Origin of the sequence: Telmatospirillum sp. J64-1 (assembly GCF_006980715.1) — a bacterium.
GTDB classification, from domain to species: domain Bacteria; phylum Pseudomonadota; class Alphaproteobacteria; order Rhodospirillales; family Magnetospirillaceae; genus Oleiliquidispirillum; species Oleiliquidispirillum nitrogeniifigens.
This window is the reverse complement of record NZ_SBHN01000005.1, coordinates 176526-190332: the sequence shown is the minus strand read 5'-3', so window position 1 is coordinate 190332 and position 13807 is coordinate 176526. Positions and strand designations below refer to the sequence as shown.

The window sequence follows — 13807 nt, the reverse complement described above, 5'->3', positions numbered from 1 at the left end:
CCGCCGCCGCTTCCTCGCAATTGGCACGCCACTTGAAGAGGGAAGGGCGGATCAAGTTTTCTGGAGTCAGGCGAGATGAAGATGCGTAAGGTTTTTGCCGCTCTCGGCATGGTTGCTGCCCTCGGTGTCACCGCCACGACGGCCCAGGCCCAGCAAGGCGGTGCTTTGGAGCGTATTCAGCAATCGGGTGTCCTGCGCGTGGCCGTGCCGCAGGATTTCCCGCCCTTCGGCTCGGTCGGGCCCGATATGAAGCCGGTGGGCTATGACATCGACACCGCGCAGCTGATCGCCACCGAAATGGGCGTGAAGCTGGAACTGGTGCCGGTGACCAGCACCAACCGCATTCCCTATCTGACCACCAACCGCGTCGACCTGGTCATTTCCAGCATGGGCAAGAACGAGGAGCGCGAGAAGGTGATCGACTTCACCGACGCCTATGCGCCCTTCTTCAACGGCGTCTTCGGCCCGCAGGACGTGCAGGTCGCCAAGGCCGAGGATCTGAGCGGCAAGGTCGTCGGGGTGACGCGCGGTTCGGTCGAGGATATCGAGCTGAGCAAGATCATCCCGGCCAATGTCACCGTGCAGCGTTACGAGGACAATAACGGCACCATCTCCGCCTTCCTGTCCGGTCAGGTGGAACTGATCGCCACCGGTAACGTGGTCGCCGCCAGCATCCTCGAGCGCAATCCGCCACGCAAGCCCGAGGTCAAGTTCCTGATCAAGAACTCGCCCTGCTATGTCGGCTTGAACAAGAACGAAACCGCCCTGCGCGAGAAGGTGAACGAGATCCTGGCCAAGGCCAAGAGTGACGGCAGTCTGGAACAGATCGCCCAGAAGTGGCTGCAATCCGGTCTGCCCGCGGACCTGTAAACGGCATCTTCACTGAAATCAGGGCGGTAGGAATCCATGGCCTATAGTTTCGACTTCTCGGCGGTTTTCGATTACAGCGACGTCCTTCTGCAAGGCATCCTGATGACCGTGCAGCTGACGGCGGTCGGCACGGTCTTCGGCGTTGGCCTGGGGATTGTCGGCGCGGCGGTGATGACGTCGAGAAGTCGGATCCTACGGGTGATCGTTTCCGCCTATGTGGAGCTGATCCGCAACACGCCCTTCCTGGTGCAGCTTTTCTTCATCTTCTTCGGCCTTCCGGCGCTGGGCTTCCGTCTTTCGGCATGGGAGGCGGCCAGCCTGGCGATGGTGATCAATCTCGGCGCCTACTCGACCGAGATCATCCGCGCCGGGATCGAGGCCACGCCCAAGGGGCAGATCGAGGCGGGTTTAAGCCTGGGCATGAACCGGGTGCAGGTCTTCCGCCACATCATCATCAGCCCGGCGATGCAGCGCATCTGGCCGGCCCTGTCGAGCCAGATCGTCATCGTCATGCTGGGATCGGCGGTCTGTTCGCAGATCGCGGCGGAGGAATTGACCTATGCGGCCAATTTCATCCAGTCGCGGAATTTCCGCGCCTTCGAGTCCTATTTCGTGACCACCATCCTTTACCTCGCCTTGGCGATCGCCCTGCGCTTCGTGCTGAAGATGGTCGGCAATCACATGTTCAAGAGGCGCAGCCATGCTTAGCTTCACCTTCTGGGACATCCTGTCCAACCTGCTGCTGGCGGCCCGCTGGACGGTCCTGCTCTCGCTGATCGCCTTCGTCTGCGGCGGCGTGGTCGGCCTCCTGGTCCTGCTGGCGCGCGTGTCCCGCTCGGCCGTGCTGCGCAAGCTGTCAGGCTATTACATCGAGGCCTTCCAGGGCACGCCGCTGCTGATGCAGCTTTTCCTGATCTTCTTCGGTTTGCCGTTGGTGGGCATCGAGGTGACGGCCTGGCTGGCGGCGGTTCTGGCGCTGACCCTGTTCACCAGTGCCTTCCTGGCGGAAATCTGGCGCGGCTGCGTCGAGGCGGTGCCGCGTGGGCAGTGGGAGGCCTCGGAAAGCCTGGGGATGACCTATTTCGAGCAGATGCGCCATGTGGTCCTGCCCCAGGCGCTGCGCATCTCGATCCCGCCGACCGTCGGCTTTTCGGTCCAGGTGATCAAGGGCACGGCGCTGACCTCGATCATCGGCTTCGTCGAGGTGACCCGGGCCGGCACCATGATCACCAATGCGACCTTCCAGCCTTTCCTCGTCTACGGTCTGGTCGCGCTCATCTATTTCGTCTTGTGCTTCCCGCTGTCGTTCTATGCGAAGCGGTTGGAAAGGAGGCTGCATGTCGCTCGTTAAGCTTCAGGGAATCCGCAAAAGCTACGGCAGCAATGAGGTCCTGAAAGGCATCGACCTGACGGTGAACGAGGGGCAGGTCGTGGCGCTGATCGGGCGCAGCGGCTCGGGCAAGAGCACCCTGCTGCGCACCATCAACGGCCTGGAAGAGATCAATGGCGGGGCGCTGGAAGTGGATGGCGAGATGCTGCGCCCCGGCCATACCAATCTGCGCGCATTGCGCATGAAGGTCGGCATGGTCTTCCAGCAGTTCAATCTGTTCCCGCATCTCTCGGCCATTGAGAACGTGATGCTGGCCCCGGTGGTGGTGAAGAAGCAGAACAAGGCCGAGGCCCGCGAGGTCGCTGCGGCCTGCCTGGCGAAGGTGGGGCTGGCCGACAAGGAGAAATCCTATCCCGACCAGCTTTCCGGCGGCCAGCAGCAGCGCGTCGCCATCGCCCGCGCCCTGGCCATGCAGCCCCGGGTGCTGCTCTGCGACGAGATCACCTCGGCGCTCGACCCCGAACTGGTCAATGAAGTGCTGAACGTGGTGCGCAAGCTGGCAGAAGAGGGCATGACCCTGATCCTGGTGACCCACGAGATGCGCTTCGCCCGCGATGTCTGCGACAATCTGGTCTTCATGCATGGCGGCAAGATCCGCGAACAGGGGGAGCCGGAACAATTGTTCGCGGCCCCCGCGACGGCGGAATTGTCGCAATTCGTCGGCAGTGTGGCCTTTCACTGAGAGGGCAGGTCCCGCTCCCGCGCCTGGCCGCCCTCCTGCACCAGGAAGCGCAGGGTATAATTGTCCAGCGAGCCGGGGATGGGCTGCGCGGGGTCGAGCTTCGCGGGGTCCTTCAGTGCGAAGCGGCGGCCCTGAAGCAGGGTGGCGAGGACCATGCTGCCCAGCATGGGCACCAGATTGCGGGCCGGGCAGATGCCCGATCCGCCGCTGAAGGGAATCAGCGGCCAGCCGCCTTCCCGTTGCCCCTGCAGCCACAGATCCGGGTAGAAGCGGTCGGCATAGGCAAGGTTCTGGTCGTCGCGGTGAAAGAAGGGAGCGAAGATCACGATGCTCGTGTCCTTCTCCATCTTTCCCATCGGCCAAAGGGTGTCCTGGCGGCTTTCGCGCAGCACCACCGGCGTGGTGGACCACAGCCGCAAGGATTCGAGGATGCAGGCGCGCAGGAAGGGCAGGTTCTTCTTGCCCTGCGACCACAATTCGGCGATTTCGCCATAGGCGCGTTCGCCTTGTTCGGGATGGGTGACGATCAGCGCCAGGGCCCGGATCGTCGCCATGCCGCCCGGATCGAAGGCGAACATCCAATGCGCGATCTGATGCGAGGGCGCGGTATCGGCGGTCTTGGGCGTCCTGGCGATGACGGCGGCCAGCGTCCCCGGCTCCGCCCGTTCAAGATACTCGTCCACGCGCTGGTGGAAGCTGTCGAGCACCTTGTCATGCCCGGGATGCATGAAGGCCCAGTTGGCCGCCCCGCGCAGCTTGGCCAGCATGTCGGTCAGGTCGTGATCGTCCCGCGCGCTGTCCCCCAGCACCACCCGGCGGACCATGGCGTACCAGGCCTGGGCGAACAGGTCCCAGGTCAGTTCCCCCTGGTCGCGCGCGGCCTCCAGCAGGACGGTCATCTCCTGCTCGACCACGGTGGCGAAATGGTCGGCAAGGGGGTGGACATCCTTCCGGGCCTCCAGCACCTCCTCGTTGAAGTTCTTCCGCTCGGTCCGCTTCGGCCCTTCGGAAATGAGCGAGGCCTTGGGTTCCAGATGCGCCAGCGCCGCGCGTTTCTCGGAACTGGCCGGGGAAAAGGGTTCGGGTGTTTCTTCCAGCACCCGATGTACATGTTCGGGCGAAAGGATCAGGGCATGGGTGCGCCCGGCCAGGCTCATCAGCAGCGGCCCTTCGCCGTATTTGGCGCGCAGCTTCTGCATCCGTCGGACCGCCCGGCGGTTCAGGTCCATGCGTTCGGCAAGCTTCGTCACCTTCGGGCGGCGGATGATGACGCCCTTGGAAAGCGTCGGAACGAAGATCTCGGCGAGGGCCGCAAGGGTGTCCCAGGCGCTGGCCTTGGGCAGCGTTTCCATGGTTCCGGCAGTCTCGTCAGCCATTCCCTGTCTCCAACTGTTCTCAGTCGTTAACAGGCCGGGCGAGAGAGCGTTCTGTGTTTCCGCTGGAAGGAGAGGTGGTATTTCCCGTGCCGGTTGCTGCTGCTCCTCCTGCCAAGAGGGCAGTCCGGCGAGAGGGCGGCGGCAGGGAGCGGACTCCCTGCCTGCCTTCGATTATTTCCCCGCTGGCAACATGCTGCCCGTCTTCTGGCAGCGCAGATGCCAGGAGAAGGCTTCCTCCAGAAGATGAGGGGTCTGGCCGCCACGCTGCAAGGCGGCGCGGTAGTAGTCCTGGGCCATGTCCCGATAGGTGGGATGGACGCAGTTGCGGATGATCGTCTGCGCCCGTTCCCGGGGGGCGAGGCCGCGCAGATCGGCAAGACCGGTCTCGGTCACGAGCACGTCCACGTCATGCTCGTTATGGTCCACATGGGTCACCATGGGGACGATGCTGGAGATTTTCCCATCCTTGGCCACCGACTTGGTGACGAAGACGGCCAAGTGGCTGTTGCGGGCGAAATCGCCCGAGCCGCCGATGCCGTTCATCATGTGGGTGCCGTTGACATGGGTGGAATTGACATTGCCGTAGATGTCGGCTTCCAGCGCGGTATTGATGCCGATGACGCCCAGGCGGCGGATCACCTCGGGGTGGTTGCTGATTTCCTGCGGGCGCAGGATCAGGCGGCTTTTATAGCGGCTGATATGAGGCAGCACCTCCGCCGCCTTCTGCGCCGACAGGGTGATGGAGGAGCCCGAGGCGAAGGCCAGCTTTCCCGCATCCATCAGGTCGAAGGTGCTGTCCTGCAGCACTTCGCTATACATGGTCAGGTCGTGGAAGGGGCTGTCGATCAGGCCGTGCAGCACCGCATTGGCGATGGTGCCGATGCCCGCCTGCAAGGGATTGAGCGAATATCCCAGTCGCCCCTTCTGCACTTCGTGTCCGAGGAATTCGATCAGGTGGCCGGCAATGGCGCGGGTGTCGTCGTCCGGCGGCAGGATGTTGGCGGCGCTGTCCTGTTTCTTGGTGACGACGATGGCGGCGATCTTCTGGGGATCGATGGGGATGTAGGGAATGCCCGCCCGGCTCTCCGGGGTCACCACCGGGATCGGCTCGCGATAGGGGCGGCGGGTCGGGATATAGATGTCGTGCAGCCCTTCCAGCTCGGGGGCCTGGCTGATGTTCAGCTCGACGATGACCTTTTCCGCCAGGATGGCGAAGGTCGCCGAATTGCCGACCGAGGTGGTGGGAATCAGGCCGCCGTCTTCGGTGATCGCGGTCGCCTCGATCACCGCCAGATCGACCGGTCCCATCTGGCGGGAACGCAGCAATTCCACCGTTTCGGAAAGATGCTGGTCGACGAAGGCGACCTCGCCCGCATTGATGGCCTTACGCAGCACCGGATCGGCCTGGAAGGGCAGGCGGCGCGCCAGCACGCCCGCTTCGGTCAAGGTACGGTCGACGTCATTGCCGAGCGACGCACCGGTCATCAGGGTGATCTTCAGATGTTCCGAGCGCGCCCGTTCGGCCAGGGCAAGGGGGACGGCCTTGGCATCGCCGGCACGGGTAAAACCGCTCATGCCGATGGTCATTCCGTCCTTGATCAGAAGTGCCGCTTCCTCGGGGGGCATGACCTTCCCCCATAGCGAGGCCAATCTGATGCGGTCACGATACATTACGAATCCTCCGGCTCCTGTATTTTTCCGGATGTTATCCTTTGCAGGGGAGAGGGAGTCCTTACCTTTCGTCATGCCGCTTATTAGCTGATTGCATAAGGACTCTTGGCTGCTATTATATAGGATCCTTGATCTCTGGGCGCGACAGTTCCTCGTCCGACGCCGCCAGGTCTTCCAGGATCGGACAATCGGGCCGGTCGTCGCCATGGCAGCAATCGGCAAGCTGCTGCAAGGTCTGCACCATGCCTTCCAGTTCGGCGATCTTGGCGCGCAATTCAGCGATATGCTCCAATGCTACCGCCTTGACCTCGGCGCTCGCGCGATCCCGGTCGCGCCACAGGGCCAGCAGATGCTGCATCTGCTCGACCGAGAAACCCAGCGAGCGGGCCCGCTTGATGAAGCGCAGCATGTGGATCTCGGTCGGGCCATAGACCCGATAGCCCGCTTCCGTCCTCACGGCGGCGGGGATCAGGCCGATGCTCTCGTAATAGCGGATCATCTTGGCCGAGATGCCGGTGGCGCGGGCGGCTTGACCGATATTCATGCCTCGGCTCCTTGCATGGGGGGCTGGAAGCGGCGCAGCCGCAGGGCGTTGCCCAGCACGAAGACGCTGGAAGCGGCCATGGCGGCGGCGGCCAGCATGGGCGACAGGGCCAGGCCCAGCACGGGATAGAGCAGCCCCGCAGCCACCGGGATCAGGCTGGCATTGTAGACGAAGGCCCAGAACAGGTTCTGGCGGATATTGGCCATGGTCGCCCGTGACAGCGCCACCGCATCGGGCACGCCGCGCAGGTCGCCCGACATCAGCACCACATCCGCGCTTTCGATGGCGACATCCGTGCCGGTGCCGATAGCGATGCCGACATCGGCCTGGGCAAGGGCCGGGGCGTCGTTGATGCCGTCGCCCACGAAGGCCACACCCTGGCCGCCGTCTTGCAGCGAAAGCACGGCCTCGGCCTTGCCTTCGGGCAGGACCTCCGCGCGCACCTCGTCGATGCCCAGAGTCCGGGCGATGGCCTCGGCGGTGCGGCGGTTGTCGCCGGTGATCATGGCGACGCGAAAGCCCTGTTCATGCAGCGCGGCGATGGCCGCAGGCGTCGAGGGCTTGATGGGATCGGCCACGGCGATGATGGCGGCCAGCCTGCCGTCGATGGCGGCATAAAGCGGACTCTTGCCCTCATCGGCCAAATGCCCGGCCTTTTCGGCGAAGGATGTCACGTCCAGCCCCAGCGAAGCCATGTAGCGGTCGGCGCCCACCTGGATCGTCTTGCCGTCAGCCTGGGCGCGGGCGCCGAAGCCGGGAACAGCCTCGAAGCCTTCCGCCCGGGGCAGGGACAGGCCCTGCTTGCGGGCCGCCTCGACGATGGCCTCGGCGATGGGATGTTCCGAACGATCTTCCACCGCCGCCACCAGGGCCAGCACCTCCTGGCGCGTGAAGCCTTCCGTCACCTCCAGGTCGGTCAGTTCGGGGCGCCCCTTGGTCAGGGTGCCGGTCTTGTCCAGCGCGATCACCCGGGCATCGCGCAGGCTTTGCAGGGCCTCGCCCTTGCGGAACAGCACGCCCATCTCGGCCGCCTTGCCGGTCCCCACCATGATCGAGGTGGGGGTGGCGAGCCCCATGGCGCAAGGACAGGCGATGATCAGCACGGCCACGGCCTTGACCAGGGCGAAGGTCAGCGCCGGTTCCGGACCGAAGATCAGCCAGATCAGGAAGGTCAGGGCGGCCACCGCCATCACGGCGGGAACGAACCAGGCGGTGACCTTGTCCACCAGGGCCTGGATCGGCAGTTTCGAGCCCTGGGCCGCCTCGACCATGCGGATGATCTGGGCCAGCATCGTCTCGCTGCCGACCTTGGTGGCGCGGACGCGCAAGCTGCCCGCCTTGTTGAGGGTGCCGCCGACGACCTCAGTGCCCGGTTCCTTGCGCACGGGGATGGGTTCGCCGGTGATCATGGATTCGTCGACGAAGGAAGCCCCGTCCTCGACCATGCCGTCCACTGGGATCTTCTCGCCCGGGCGCACCAGAACCTCGTCGCCCGGCAGGACCGCATCCACCGGCACTTCACGCTCGATGCCGTCGCGCAGGATACGGGCAGTCTTGGCCTGAAGGCCCATCAGGCGCTTGATGGCCTCCGAGGTGCGGCCCTTGGCCCGGGCCTCGAGATAGCGCCCCAGCAGGATCAGCGTGACGATGACCGCCGAAGCCTCGTAATAGACATGGACCGAGCCTGCGGGCAGCAGGAAGGGCAAGAAGGTGGCGACGACCGAATAACCGTAGGCCGCCGTGGTGCCGATCATCACCAGGGAGTTCATATCCGGCGACAGGCGCAGCAGGGCGGGCCAGCCCTTGGCATAGAAACGCCGCCCGGGACCGAACTGCACCAGGCTCGCCAGGATGAAGAAGACGATGAACAGCGTCTGGCTGCCGATGGTCGTTTCCAGCCAGTGATGCACGCCGGGAATGAAATGCCCGGCCATCTCGACCAGGAAGATGGGCAGGGTCAGGACCGAGGCCAGGATCAGGCTGCGGCGCAGGCCCGTCATCTCTTTCTCGCGCGCCGCGCGCTCATGGTCTGACCCGGCGGCGGCTTCCGGTCCGGCGGCGGGTTCGCGCACGTCATAGCCGGCGCGGCGGATGACCGCCTTGATCTCGCCGAGGCTGATCATAGACGGCAGGAAGCGCAGGCTGGCCTTCTCGGTGGCAAGGTTGACGCTGGCCGACAGGATGCCGGGCTGGCGGGTCAGCAGCTTCTCGATACGCGATACGCAGGAGGCGCAAGTCATGCCGTCGATGCCGAGATCGACGTTTTCCTCCACCGGATCGAAACCCGCCCGGCGGACGGCCTCCGAGACCGCCGCGGGATCGGCCCGTCCCGGCTCGAAGGTCACCAGGGCCTTTTCGCTGGCGAGATTGACCGCGACCTCGGCGACCCCCGGCACTTTGCGCAAGGCACGCTCCACCCGCCCGACGCAGGAGGCACAGGACATGCCGCCGATGCCGATGCTGAGGATGGGTTTGGGCCGGGACTGGACAACCTTGGTCATGGGGATACTCCCACCAGAACAACTGTCCCAAGCTATGCGCCTTCCAACCATGGGAAGGTCAACGAATATTTTCGAGGCCCCGGATACGAAAACGCCTGCTTGGGTTTCCCCAAGCAGGCGTCCGTCGGAAGGAGAATGCGACAGGAGATTACGGCGCTGCCGGTTCGGTGCCGTCCTCCTTGTCGTCGTCCGTGCGCTTGCGCAGCCGCGCCGCCCCGTCCTCGATCAGGCGGTAGAAGAGCGGCACGAAGAGCAGGGCCAGCGAGCTGGCGGCGATCATGCCGCCGACCACCACCGTGCCGATTTCCTGGCGGCTGACCGCCCCGGCGCCGGTGGCGAAGACCAGCGGCAGGGAGCCGATGATGAAGGTCAGGGCGGTCATCATGATCGCGCGGAAGCGCTGGCGGGCGGCCGCGCTGGCGGCTTGCGTCGCGGTCATGCCGGTGCGCTTGTTCTGGGCGGCGAACTCGACGATCAGGATCGCGTTCTTGGCGGCCAGGCCGATCAGCACCAGCAGCCCCACCTGGAAGTAGACGTCGTTGGGGAAGCCGCTGAGCCAGGTCGCCAGGGCCGCCCCCAGGATGGCGAAGGGAACCGCGCTCGCCACCGCCAGCGGCAGGGTCCAGCGTTCGTACTGTGCCGCCAGGATCAGGAAGACCATCAGCAGGCCCAGGCCGAAGGCGGTCGTGCCGGCACCGGCGGCGGCGTCCAGCTGGAAGGCTTCGCCGATCCAGCCGAGCACCGTCTCCTGTTCCGTACTCAGTTCCGCCACCACCTGTTCCAGGGCCGCCTTGGCCTGGCCGGAGGTGTAGCCGGGGGCCGGATCGGCCATGACCTTGGCCGCCGAGAACAGATTGTAGCGGTTGAAGATGTCGGCCCCGGCGGTGCGTTCGAGCGTGACAAGGGTGTCGAGCGGTACCAGGGCGCCGTCGGCGGCACGCACATAGACCCGCCGCAGGTCTTCCGGATTGCTGCGGAAATCGGCTTCGGATTGCAGGTTCACCTGCCACAGGCGGCCCTGGAAGGTGAAGTCGTTGACATAGAGCGAGCCGAAGGTGCTCTGCATCGCCTGATAGATCTGGTCGATCGGCACGCCCATGGCCTTGGCCTGTTCGCGGTCGACCGTGGCCTGGAAGCGGGGAATGGAGGTGTCCAGAGTTGCCTGGGCATTGACCAGTTCCGGACGGGCATTGGCGGCGGCCACCACGCGCTGGGCGATGGCGTTGATCTCCTGTTCGGTGACGTCGCCGCGGATCTGCAGATAGCCTTCCACGCCCCCGGTCAGGGACAGGCCCATGATCGGCGGCGGAACGAAGGCGAAGACATTGGCTTCCTGTATGCCGGCCCCCACGCCCATGATCTGCATGGCGATGGCGTTGGCGGCCTGTTCGGCGGCGCGGCGATCGCTCCAATCGGTCAGGTTGGCGAAGCCGACACCGGCATTGGTGCGCAGCGACGAGGTCAGGATGTCGAAGCCGGCGAAGGCGGTGAAGTCCTGGATCTCGTCCATCGCGACGAGCTGTTCGGCCAGGGCGTCGCGCACCGCTTCCGAACGGCTGAGGGAGGAAGCCGGCGGCAATTGCATGGCGACCAGCGCCACGCCCTGGTCTTCCTGCGGAACCAGGCCCGAGGGCAAACGGTCGAGCAGGAACAGTACGCCGCCAATGACGACGCCGAACAGCAGCACGCCGATCACGCTATGGCGCAGCAGCAGGTCGACAGTCTTGGAGAAGACGGAGGTTACGGCATCGAAGCCGCGGTTGAACAGGCGGAAGGGGGCCGAGGGCTCCTTCGTCTCCTTGTCCAGCAGCATGGCGCAGAGGGCTGGCGTCAAGGTCAGCGCCACCACGCCTGAAATGGTGACCGAGACGGCGATGGTCACCGCGAACTGGCGGTAGAGTTCGCCGCTCAGCCCTCCCAGGAAGGCCACCGGGGCGAACACCGCCACCAGGACCAGGGTCGAGGCGACGACGGCGCCCGAAACCTGCTGCATGGTGACGATGGCCCCCTCGCGGGCCTTCATTCCTTCCTCGTGCATCAGGCGTTCGACGTTCTCCATCACGATGATGGCGTTGTCGACCACGATGCCGATGGCCAGGACCAGGCCGAACAGGGTCAGCAGGTTCACCGAGAAGCCCAGCAATTGCATCCCGGCGAAGGTGCCGATCAGCGACACCGGAATCGCCGCCACGGGGATCAGCGTCGCCCGCAAATGCTGCAGGAACATGAAGGTGACGAGCACCACCAGGGCCACGGCGATCAGCAGGGTGATGACCACCTCGCGGATCGAGATGTCGATGAATTCGGTGGTGTCGTAGGGAATGGCGTATTCGATGCCGGGCGGGAAGCGCTGGGCCAGTTCCTCCAGCACCTCGCGCACCGCACGGGCGGTGTCCAGCGCATTGGCGCCGGGCTGGAGGTAGACGCCCATCGGCACCGCCGCTTCGCCGTTATAGGTGGCCGAGAAGGCATAGCTCAGGGCCCCCAGCTCGGCGCGGGCGACGTCGCCCAGCCGCAGCACATTCCCTTCCGGACCCGCACGCAGGATGATGTTCTCGAATTGCTCGGGCGTGCTCAGCTGGCCTTCGGTGGAGACCGAGAAGGTGAAGGCCTGGGTTTCCTGGGCCGGTTCGGCGCCGATGGCACCGGCGGCGAACTGGGCATTTTGCTCACGGATCGCGGCGGCGATATCGGCCGGCGTCAGGTCGTACTGGGCCAGCATGTCGGGCCGCATCCAGATGCGCATGGAATAATCCTGCGCACCGAACAGCGAGGCGTCGCCGACGCCCGGCAGGCGCACCAACTCGTCCAGAACGTTCAGCAGGGCGTAGTTGCTGAGGAACAGCGTGTCATACTGGCCGGTGGGCGAGGTCAGGACCGGCACCATCAGGATGTTGGTGGAGCGGGCCTCGACGCTGACGCCCTGGTCGCGCACCTGTTGCGGCAGGCGGGGCAGGGCGCGCTGGACGCGGTTGTTGACGTTGATCGCCGCCTGGTCCGGGTCAGTGCCGATCTCGAAGGACACGGTGATCTGCAGGTTTCCGGCATCGGTGCTGCTGGATTCCATATAGATCATGTTGTCGACGCCGTTGATCTCCTGTTCCAGCGGCGCGGCCACGGAATTCGCCAGTACCTGGGCGCTGGCGCCGGGGAACTGGGCGGTGACGACGATCTGCGGCGGCACCACGTCGGGATATTGCTCGACGGGCAGGACCCGTAGCGTGGCCAGACCGGCGATGACGATGATGATGGAAATGACCGACGCGAAGATCGGCCGGTCGATGAAGAACCGTCCCATCAGCCTGCTCCGCCTTGGGTCTCGGTGATGGCGACCGGTGCGCCGTCCTGCAGGGCGACCTGCCCGTTGATCACCAGCCGGTCACCATTCTGCAATCCTTCCAGGATGACCTGCCGGCCCTCGACGATGGGGCCCAGTGTGACGGGACGGGCCTGGGCGACATCCCCTTCGCCGATGACGAAGACGGCGGGACCGGTCGGCCCTTCGATCACGGCGGAGGGATCGATCAGGAAGGCTTCGGGAATCCGCTGGGTTTCGAGCTGGATGCGCACGAACTGGCCCGGCATCACCGCATGTTCGGGATTGGGGAAGACCGCGCGGGCCTGGATGGTGCCGGTGGTCGGATCGACGGTGCGGTTGGTGAAGTCCACCTGGCCGGGATGGGCGTGCGGATTGCCGTCGGGCAGGATCAGGGTCGCGGCCATGGGCTCGCTATCCTGGCTCCGGGAAGAAAGGGCCGGGGGCAGGGCGAAGCGCACATGGATCGGATCAAGCTGGGTGATGATGGTCAGCAGGCTGCCCGGCTCGACCAGGCTGCCTTCGGGCGTGGCTTCCAGGCCGGTCACGCCGGACAGGGGCGCTTCGACCTGGGTATAGCCGAGATCGAGGCGGGCCTGGGCGACACCGGCATCGGCCAGTCTGATGGCGGCTTCGGCCAGTTCGACGGCGGAACGGGCGCGGTCGAGTTCACGGGCGCTGGTGGTGTTGCGTTCGTACAATTCCGAGACGCGGTTCCATTCCCGCCGTGCCTGCTCGAGCTCGGCCTGCGCGCGCGCCCGCTCGGCTTCGGCCCGGTTGAGGGCGACTTCGAAGGGTTCGCGGTCGATGCGGAAGAGGGGGGTGCCTTGCTCGACGACCTGGCCTTCCGTGTAGAGGCGTTCGTCCAGGATGCCGCCGACTCGCGCGCGCACTTCCACGGCGCGGGCGCCATGGGCGCGTCCGGCGTAATTGTTGCGCACCAGGACCTCTTCGGCCTGGACGGTGGTGACGGTGACGGGCATGGCACGGGGGCCGCCGCCCATCGGGGCTTGGGCATTGCCGCCGCCATCATCGCCGCATCCGGCGAGGAGGATCGTCATGACCAATGCCCCTGCGGCGGCGCGGTATCCGGTGATGGAGGTTCTCATCGTTCTTCGCCTATCCTATGGCTGTAGCCCGCAAGTGTTCTTTCTCAACTTGGACTTGAAGGCAAGAGAAACAGTCAGTTTTTTCGCTGCTATCCCTGGGGGAGGCACCGTCAGTGATATGCCTGGAATTGGCCTGGCTGATCCGGTCCGTCTTGCCGTTCCTGGCCGCGCTTCGTCAGGGAAGGCGCGCCATGCCGTCTTCGTGGAAGGTTAGGGAATTCAAGGAACGAAGGAGGGATCATCATTCTGGGCTGTCCGGAGCAAAAAGAGAGAGGGCAGCAACAGCTTTTGCTTTTTGTCGCAATGCCGCATACATACATGCATGAATGTCAGTATGCAAGGCTGAGG

At 65.0% G+C, this 13807-nt stretch carries 10 protein-coding genes; 4 read left to right on the top strand and 6 right to left on the bottom strand.

Annotated elements, in window-relative coordinates; translation table 11 throughout:
- Positions 1-75 precede the first annotated feature (75 nt).
- From EPD66_RS06840 to EPD66_RS06825, 4 genes are read left to right on the top strand one after another with little or no spacing between them, the layout of a single operon-like run.
- On the top strand, positions 76-870 hold the full coding sequence (locus EPD66_RS06840; protein ID WP_142847731.1) for a transporter substrate-binding domain-containing protein: 795 nt from the start codon (positions 76-78) through the stop codon (positions 868-870).
- 36 nt (positions 871-906) lie between these two features.
- Positions 907-1578: an amino acid ABC transporter permease gene (locus EPD66_RS06835; RefSeq protein WP_142847730.1), complete on the top strand. Its 672-nt coding sequence runs from the start codon at positions 907-909 to the stop codon at positions 1576-1578.
- Entirely contained in the window at positions 1571-2221 is a 651-nt protein-coding gene (locus EPD66_RS06830; RefSeq protein WP_142847729.1) for an amino acid ABC transporter permease, read from the top strand. Before EPD66_RS06835 ends, EPD66_RS06830 begins: the two co-directional genes overlap by 8 nt.
- A complete protein-coding gene (locus EPD66_RS06825) occupies positions 2208-2942 on the top strand; it encodes an amino acid ABC transporter ATP-binding protein (protein WP_142847728.1) in 735 nt (244 codons plus the stop codon). Before EPD66_RS06830 ends, EPD66_RS06825 begins: the two co-directional genes overlap by 14 nt.
- Here EPD66_RS06825 and EPD66_RS06820 read toward each other — a convergent pair.
- The 6 genes from EPD66_RS06820 to EPD66_RS06795 all read right to left on the bottom strand — a co-directional run bounded on the left by EPD66_RS06820 (position 2936) and on the right by EPD66_RS06795 (position 13459).
- Positions 2936-4318, bottom strand: a complete 1383-nt coding sequence (locus EPD66_RS06820; RefSeq protein WP_142847727.1) for a cytochrome P450 — start codon at positions 4316-4318, stop codon at positions 2936-2938. The two genes, EPD66_RS06825 and EPD66_RS06820, sit on opposite strands and share 7 nt — an antisense overlap.
- Positions 4319-4489: 171 nt before the next feature.
- Positions 4490-5989: an acetyl-CoA hydrolase/transferase family protein gene (locus tag EPD66_RS06815; protein WP_142847726.1), complete on the bottom strand. Its 1500-nt coding sequence runs from the start codon at positions 5987-5989 to the stop codon at positions 4490-4492.
- Positions 5990-6104: 115 nt separating this feature from the next.
- Positions 6105-6533, bottom strand: coding sequence for a Cu(I)-responsive transcriptional regulator (gene cueR / locus EPD66_RS06810; RefSeq protein ID WP_142847725.1), 429 nt, complete (start codon positions 6531-6533; stop codon positions 6105-6107).
- Positions 6530-9034 (bottom strand): heavy metal translocating P-type ATPase, encoded by a 2505-nt coding sequence (locus EPD66_RS06805; protein WP_142847724.1) that lies wholly within the window; start codon positions 9032-9034, stop codon positions 6530-6532. Before EPD66_RS06805 ends, cueR begins: the two co-directional genes overlap by 4 nt.
- A 148-nt stretch (positions 9035-9182) precedes the next feature.
- Positions 9183-12332, bottom strand: coding sequence for an efflux RND transporter permease subunit (locus EPD66_RS06800; protein ID WP_142847723.1), 3150 nt, complete (start codon positions 12330-12332; stop codon positions 9183-9185).
- On the bottom strand, positions 12332-13459 hold the full coding sequence (locus tag EPD66_RS06795; protein WP_142847722.1) for an efflux RND transporter periplasmic adaptor subunit: 1128 nt from the start codon (positions 13457-13459) through the stop codon (positions 12332-12334). The genes EPD66_RS06800 and EPD66_RS06795 overlap by 1 nt, the downstream gene beginning before the upstream one ends.
- Positions 13460-13807: the final 348 nt, after the last annotated feature.